The organism is Paraburkholderia sp., from assembly GCF_035501035.1.
Classification (GTDB): Bacteria; Pseudomonadota; Gammaproteobacteria; order Burkholderiales; family Burkholderiaceae; genus Paraburkholderia.
Map to the genome: position 1 here is coordinate 1 of NZ_DATJWR010000441.1, position 7577 is coordinate 7577.

Genomic DNA, 7577 nt, shown 5'->3' on the forward strand with positions numbered 1-7577 from the left:
ACTGCGATGTCCCAGTATGCTCATGATCGTATGCAGCTTTGCTCCACGCTCAGCCAGTTGCGTACCGACGGTATGACGGAAGCGATGGGGGCTGATGGTCCGACGGCCGTTACCATCGACGATGCCTGCTGCCTGGCACGCCTGCTTCAACGAAACCTGGAAGAGATACGAACACGACAGCAGTCTGCCGTGCGACATGAACACGTATCGCGTTGGGGTGCCTGTGAGCTCGTCCGTCAGGGCCCGCTCGCCTGCCACATCCCGATGGGCAATCAAGTCCCGAAGCGCATTTGCCGCCTCTTCGTGCAATGGCACCATGCGTTCGCGGTAGGTCTTGCCCGCTGGCAGGCGCAGCCGGGCCGTTCCGTCCGGATAGCTATCGAGGCAATCGACAGACAGTCGCTGGATCTCTCCCTTTCGGGCACCAGTCCAGCGTGCAATCAGTAACGCGGTCCGTTGATACAGACATTCAAGACTGGCGACGGCGCCCATCAGACGTGCAAGCTCGTCTGATGGAATGAATCTCGGCACACGCAAAGGAATCTTCGGGATGTCGCCGATACCTAACAACGGTCGGGCGGGTGTATCGTCCCATTCCCACGTGGCGGTATTACGGAAGAATTGCGACAGCGCAGAAATATGTCCGCGTCTAGCCAGTGTTCCCAGGGGCTGTCCCGTTCTCGGGCTCGGTTGCTCAGACAGCGCAACCACATATTGCAGCACATCGTCCCGTGTGACCCGCGCAAAGCTTTCAATTTCCGGGCGCTCATTGTTCAGCCACACCATGAACCGGTACAGCGCAAGCTCGAATCGTTTTAGGCTTAGCGGGCGATCCGTGGCGCTGCGTGCGACGAGCCAGCGGTCCACGACTTCCTGCATGCGCGGCATTACCGGCTGCCGTTCCTTGATGCTACGAATGAACTTCCTTGGCTCAGCATGCAATTGCCCGCGATGGAACAAGAGCAGCTCGAGCTGATTTACGCGCAGCGTCCAGCTCTTACGGAACATCTCGAACTTTTTCGACGCGCTCGGATAGAACTCCACCAGATCGTCACTGGCGAGAAACGCCGCTACCGCTTCGCGCAGCCCCCGAATGTGCTCACCATCGAGCTCTGACACGTGAAGGCATCCGGTGTGTAGCATGATCCGGCTCACGCTCCAGCGCACCGTCGCGTCGATGCCGATTGTGCCGAAGCCAAGTCGTCGGGCGTCGGCCTGGAGGGCATCGATTCCGAGGTCCAGTCCCATTTCTCGCGCCGCTTCCGGAACGAACAGCGGACTGCAGGCGAATAGCCATCGATAGTCAAACTGGACGAATCCGTGAAGCGCCAGAAACAGAAGAAACGGTTTGGCCATGTGCGATAGCTCCGCGTCAAGGCCGTACTCCTTTCTCGCCGGAATATTGCCGACGCGGATTGCCAAGGGCTCCGCAAACCAGCCCCGGAGATCGGGCCAGCGACGCACGAAGCGGCGCATGTCATTGAGCTTGCGATGGGCCCGACTGGGAGAACCAGGCAGCGAGTTGGCGAACGCCGCATATTCCGATTCCGGACAATACGAACATGCGCGACGTGGTATGTCGCTTGATCTGGCCGTGAGGTTTCGCGATCGTGGCATCGGTATTAGACCGCTAGGTTGGACGCCGGGACGTCAGTCACGGATTCAATCCGCTCAAGACCCAGTGCCCGCCGATAATCGGCTACAACCTCCCGATCGGAGACGCGGGTATAGATACGCGTCGACTCGGGCGATGCATGCCCGAGCCGCTTCTGGAGTGTCAACTCGCGCATGCCCGCTTCCCACATGCGGGTGGCGTGGGTGTGACGCAGGCTGTGTGGCGTCACCCAGGGCTCCCGAATTCCAGCCCGTTCGCACGCACGGGTAAAGAGCTTGAACAACGCAGGATAGCCCGGTGGCTCAAGCCGTCGTGTTCCAGCGCCGCCGATGAGGAATACGAACGGACTGTCGCCATCGCTCGGTCTTTCGGTCATCACGTACCTGTTGACGATTTCCAGCGTGGCGGGTTCGTGAAGATCAACCACACGCTCGAAGCGTGACTTGGCGCGTACGCCTTTCGGATGGTCGTTGCGATATCTAATCATGACGCGACGCTGGCCGTAGCGTATGTCCTCCAGATGCAGGCCCAGTGCTTCCCCTGGCCGCAACCCGCCATCCAGCATCAATCGCAGGATGGCCTGGTCACGCTGGCTATGCAGTTCCGCAAAAAGCGCATCGATCTGTTCATCCGACATCGGACGCGGCAACCGGTCCACGGTCTTGACGGAAACGCGCCTGCGCAATGGCCTCTGACGACTCGCTCCGTCCATGAAAGGTCGATGTCTGCCGCTCACTCGCTGCTGCTGATGATCGAGCGTCTTCTCGAGCGGGTTGGCGCTGTCCAGCTGGGCCGAGAGGATGGCGAAATCATAGAATGATGAGACGGCGGCAAGTATCCGGTTGACGGTGGTCGCGGCCAGCTGTGTCATTGGCTTGCCATCAATCGACCGCGCCTCTGCAATCGATCGTCGGCGCGGTGACAATGGGATCCTGAGCGATCTCAGATAGCCGAGAAATTCGACGGTATGCCACACCCTGAACTCCCGCCACTCCAGATGGTGTTGCGAGAGAAAGCGCCACAGGTGCTGCAGATCGTGAGCATAGGCAACCAGTGTGTTCGGCGAACAGTTCCGAGCTGCCAGATGCCGCAGGTAGAGGTTGAAGACGGGCACAGATTCGCCAGCGTCATCCAGCAACTCGACACATCTCTGTCCGCCCGGCAGAAATGTCTTGCGAATCTCCATGTCGGCCTCCTTTCCAGCGACGGGAGCGACACCTCATGCCGGTGCCGCTGATGTGCCGCACGCGTCTCGGACATCTCCAGGCCGGCTGGCCCGCTTCGGGCTACGCCCTGCGCTGGCCAGCCGGCCTGGAGATCGGTCTGTTGCTCCCTATATGCCCTGTGTCGATGGCAGAACGATGACGGTGTCCATGTAACAACAAAGCCGTGAGTATCCACCGCAATTTGCGCGACGTCGTCAATGCTGTCCTGGCGAATCACGCCCTCGATCGCGGCCCCTGCCTGCCGCTGGTTTAGCAGGATGGGCTGATCGTAGAAGACGCCCCAGCGGTCGTGCACGTGCGTGTACATGCCGATCGAGCGCGTGCGCCGGCGTGGGTCGGCGCGGGCCTGCCAGACCGTTCGGGCAGTCTCGAGCGACATCATGTCTGATGATGCGAGATCCGCTCGCCCCCAGTACTGGGTGACCGGATGGCTGTGCATAAACTGCAGCACGGCGTCGGCTGCCTGACGCAGCAGCCGTTCATCGGCAATGCGGCGCATCATCTGGCGGATCGCCTCGGCCGACAGCTCGGGTACCATGCGCGCGATGTCGGCGGCGGACATCGAGGTGCCATGCGCGAGGATGGCGGCGTAGAGCATCAGCAGTTCACTGCGCGAGCGCGGCTCGCGCCCCAGCAGGATCCAGCTGAAGCGCACCTCGCTGTCCACCTGCAGGATGATCTCGGGCAGCTGCCCGTCCGGGCGTGACGCGAACAAGGCTCGGCGCAGGTCCTCGACCGCCTTCTGTCCCGGCTCGGCCCTCAGGGCATCGAGATGAACCGCGTCGTCGACGTGGACTTCGCCGCGTTCGACCGCTTCGCTCAGACGCTCGAGGCCTTCGTCAAGGTGCCTCATGACGGGTTCGAGAAACACCCTCGGATCCTGCGGCAACCCCAGCTGCCCGTAGAAATGGTTGCGCTGACGTTGCCAGTCGTCAGCGGGGATCAACAGCATGCCGAGGCTGCGAAACGAGAAGCTGTGCTCGACATAGACCGATCCATTGCGCAGGGCCACCCGCAAGGCAAAGAGCGTCGCCCATTCGAAGGCGATCAGCGCGTCGGTGCGGTTCTCGCTGGCGATCATCCGCTGCCAGGCCCGTCCAAGCGGGATCTGCGTGTCCGTCGGCAGATCGACCGCCTTGTTCGAGTAGCGCTCGCGCAGCAAGGCGAGCGCATCCATGACCGGATGGGCGGTCTGGGCCTGGAAAGGCAGGTCCAGCAGCTTTGCAAGCAGTGCACGCGCGACGCGCCGCTTCGAGACGAGCTGTGCCCGCATCAGGCTGGTCCGACTGGGTGCATCCTGTTTGAGGACTGCGTCCGCCAGTTCGCACAATTGCCTGGCAAGCGCATCGCGTGTCAGATCCTTGTTGCCTGCGAGCGCCTTGACGGCCGTGGCAAATTCGCGCAGCTGCGCCTTCAGATCCGGGCGCGAGGCGGCCACCCGATCATTGGCTGTCCTGATCGCCTTGCGGACCCAGTCGCCGAGCATCGACAGGAGCTGGTCGGTTGCCGAGCACAACGCGTAGCGCATGAAGCAGGCGGCCTCGAGCCGCCGTATGGCCGGCTGGATGCGGTGGCTCACCGAGGGTTTGCGGTCCGCGCAGCGCCGCGCATAATGCCGGACGATAGCTTCGTTGCATGTGTCGGGCCACTGCACCTGTACGCCGAGCTCGACCAGACAGTCGAGCTTGCGCAAGAGTTCGCTCATCTGTCGCGTCGAATTGCGCAGCGGCACCGACCACAGCCATTGCTGCAGGCTCGATGCCTCGCCATGGGGCTTCGGCAGCAGCTTGCCCCAACGATCCAGTGTGGCTTCGCCAAAGGCCTGCGTAAGCTCGCCCGTGAGCGTGGCTTCGACGTCCCGGATGGCCTGCACGATCAGTTCCCGCAAGGTGCGATCGCGCGGCAACAGGATCCGGTGTTCGTAGAGCCAGCGTTTGAGTTCGTGCAGCAGACCATTACGATCCTGCCGGCCCGAGAGCGCGGCTTTGAGCCAGCGCATCACGTAGCGGCGTTGGTGTTCGGTCATGGAGCCGAAGCCGAGCGCCTGGTATGCGCAGGCCTGATGTTCGACCAGCGTGTCGGTATGGCCGTCGTACAGCGACGTCATCGTCCCGAGATCGGGCGGTTCGATGCCGAGCTGTTGCCCCAGGTGCTGCCAGAGATTGCGTGGCACGTACCGGCAAGCATCGAGCGTGCGACCGGTCATGCGCACGAAACCGATGTGAAGCGCCAGCGCGAAGCGGTAGACGTGTCGGCGACGCGCATTGATCAACGCGCATTCCCTCGCGGAAAACGTGAAGAACGTGGCGAGCTCGAACTCGTTGAGCGTGTGCGGGATGGACCGCATCCCGAGATAGGCCTGCCGCCAGTGTTCCATCGCCGTCCGCTCCGCAGCCGCAAGAGGAACCGCTCAGGCTATGCCAACAATATCGCCTTGACAATTGGGGGCGAGGCACTGCGGGCCACCGGGGAAGGCAAACAGCAAGCTCTTGATTTTACGGAGACTTTATAAAGGGCTAGACCGCAAAGCCTTGTCAGGTCTGGAGCCCGCTAACCCGGTAAACGGCATCAAAATCACGGGGACCCCAGTCGGCGTCACCGATGCGACAAAAACTGGATAGATCATTACCGCGAACGTCCGGTGTCGCAACCATTGCCGACGGGCGGGCATTCCGTTCGAATGCCCGCAACGGGTCGGGAGGGTGAGTTCGCTGATCGAGAAAGCTGTCGTTCGGCTGCTCAATACCACCTGCGTCAGCAATCAGCCACATTGCTGACGCAGAGGCCACCCGGTCCCAATGGCAGCAATGGCCGAATTGTGCGCGTAGCTCGTCCGTCAGGTTCCGGACTGGACCGGCCGTTGGAATGATGGGTTTGTGTGTTTCGTGAACGGCAACTATTGGCCGGATTGGGACATTGCTACCAAATGCCAACTTCAGTTGAGGCAGAGGCTTTTTTGGTTAGCGATCGCGGCCGCGGCGGCATAACGGAGCCGGTCAGGATCAGTCCGCGAGCGGTAACTAAAAAACCATTTGTGCTAAGCCGCTCCGCAGGCGGTGACCGCTATGGGCGTTAAATGACCACCGCGGTTATTTCTGGTGTCCGGCACGGGCGACCCCAACCGGATTTGCAGCGTTCGGGGGATCCCTCGCTGGCAAGAGATGCAGGAAAGGGAGCGTCAGCAGGCCCATAACCCGCTGTTTTGGGATATTCTGGCGCGCTCGCGGATCGAAGACACGAGTCCGGTCGCGTTTGCCTCGTCGGGAAAGGCAAACGTGTCCGGAAACGGGTGCAGTGGCAACTAAAGCGCATGGTCGGGACCTGGCGGGGCTCGTGGGAGGCTGCCGGGCATACCTTCAATGCGGAGCATGTGGCCCTTGCCGCACACGGGGCAGTCCCGCAGTGATTTGCCGGTGAGCCGCTGGTAACGGTCGCGGTAGTCTTGTCCGATGACGGGTGATCCGGCGGCGGGCGGCTCGACCCCGAGCAGTTGCCGGCAGGTGGCCAGCCGCTGCGTCCGGTGGCAGTTGGCGAGCCAGCCGTAGCTGCGGATGCGCTTGAAGCCGTCGGGCAGCACATGCAGCAGGAAGCGGCGGATGAACTCGTCGGCCGTGAGCGTCATGGTGCTGTGCCGGGCGTCGTGCCGGTAATCCTTCCAGCGGAACTGCACGGCGTGTCCGTCGAAGCTCAGCAGTCGGTTATTGGAAATGCCGACACGATGGGTATAACGGCCCAGATAGTCGAGCACGTGTTCAGCGCCGCCAAAGGGTGGCTTCGCATAGACGACCCACTCCGACCGGGCAGCGGGCGCAAGCCACGCGGCGAACGCCTGGGGATCCCGCAGGGGTTCGAACTGGCCGTGCAGGCGAAGCATGCCGGCGTCGAACGCGCGGCGCAGCTGCTCGAGAAACAGTCGGCGAAAGAGTCGTGAGAGGACGCGCACGGGCAGGAAGAAGCCGGGGCGGCAGGCGATCCAGCGTTCGCCGTCCGGGGAGATGCCACCACCGGGCACGACACAATGCACGTGCGGATGGTGCAGCAGATTCTGCCCCCACGTGTGCAGGATCGTGATGAAGCCGATCTCGGCGCCCAGGTGCTTCGGATCGGCGGCGATCGTGCGCAGCGTTTCGGCGCTGGCGCGAAACAGTATGTCGTAAAGCACGCGTTTGTTCTGGTACGCGAGCGCCGCGACGGGTTCGGGCAGTGTGAAGACGACATGGAAGTACTCTACCTGTGGGAGGAGCTCGGCGTGCCGGTGTTCGAGCCACTGCGCACGCGCGAGCGACTGGCACTTGGGGCAATGCCTGTTGCGACACGAGTCGTAGGCGATGCGCTGATGGCCACACGCATCGCACTGCTCGACATGTCCGCCGAGCGCGGCGGTACGACACAGCTCGATGGCGCTCATCACACGCCGCTGGACACGACTGAGTCCGTCGGCATGAGTCTGCCGGTACTGCGGTCCGCAGCGGCGAAGGATGTCCGCCACCTCGAGCGCCGGGCGCATCGCGGGCTTCAGAAGTACTCGGGCGCAGCGGGCGGAGATGGGATGGGTTCAGGATGGGGCAGCAGGTCGAAGGGACTGGTGGTGGCGTACACGGTGCTGGTCGCGATGCGCAAGTAGCGCGAGGTGGTCGAAAGGGACCTGTGGCCCATGAGCAGCTGGATCCTTCGGATGTCAGCCCCCGTTTCCAGCAGGTGCGTGGCGAACGCGTGCCGCAGGGAATGTGGCGTGA

General features: G+C 62.5%; 4 protein-coding genes and 1 pseudogene. All 5 read right to left on the bottom strand.

Annotation, left to right across the window (positions count from 1 at the left end):
- Positions 1-1422, bottom strand: a 1422-nt coding sequence (locus VMJ11_RS31120; RefSeq protein ID WP_325624763.1) for a tyrosine-type recombinase/integrase, incomplete at its 3' end; no start/stop codon positions are given.
- A 200-nt stretch (positions 1423-1622) separates the two neighbouring features.
- On the bottom strand, positions 1623-2801 hold the full coding sequence (locus VMJ11_RS31125) for a tyrosine-type recombinase/integrase (protein ID WP_325624764.1): 1179 nt from the start codon (positions 2799-2801) through the stop codon (positions 1623-1625).
- Between the two features lie 197 nt (positions 2802-2998).
- A pseudogene (locus VMJ11_RS31130) lies at positions 2999-5218 on the bottom strand (Tn3 family transposase); the annotation flags it as partial.
- Between the two features lie 924 nt (positions 5219-6142).
- Entirely contained in the window at positions 6143-7348 is a 1206-nt protein-coding gene (locus VMJ11_RS31135) for an IS91 family transposase (RefSeq protein WP_325624765.1), read from the bottom strand.
- Between the two features lie 8 nt (positions 7349-7356).
- A partial coding sequence (locus tag VMJ11_RS31140) for a tyrosine-type recombinase/integrase (protein ID WP_325624767.1) occupies positions 7357-7577 on the bottom strand: 221 nt, incomplete at its 5' end.

Excerpts from the sequence above, each read along its gene's own strand:
- VMJ11_RS31125 (WP_325624764.1), bottom strand. The coding sequence starts at position 2,801 with ATGGAGATTCGCAAGACATTTCTGCCGGGCGGACAGAGATGTGTCGAG.
- VMJ11_RS31135 (WP_325624765.1), bottom strand. The coding sequence starts at position 7,348 with ATGCGCCCGGCGCTCGAGGTGGCGGACATCCTTCGCCGCTGCGGACCG.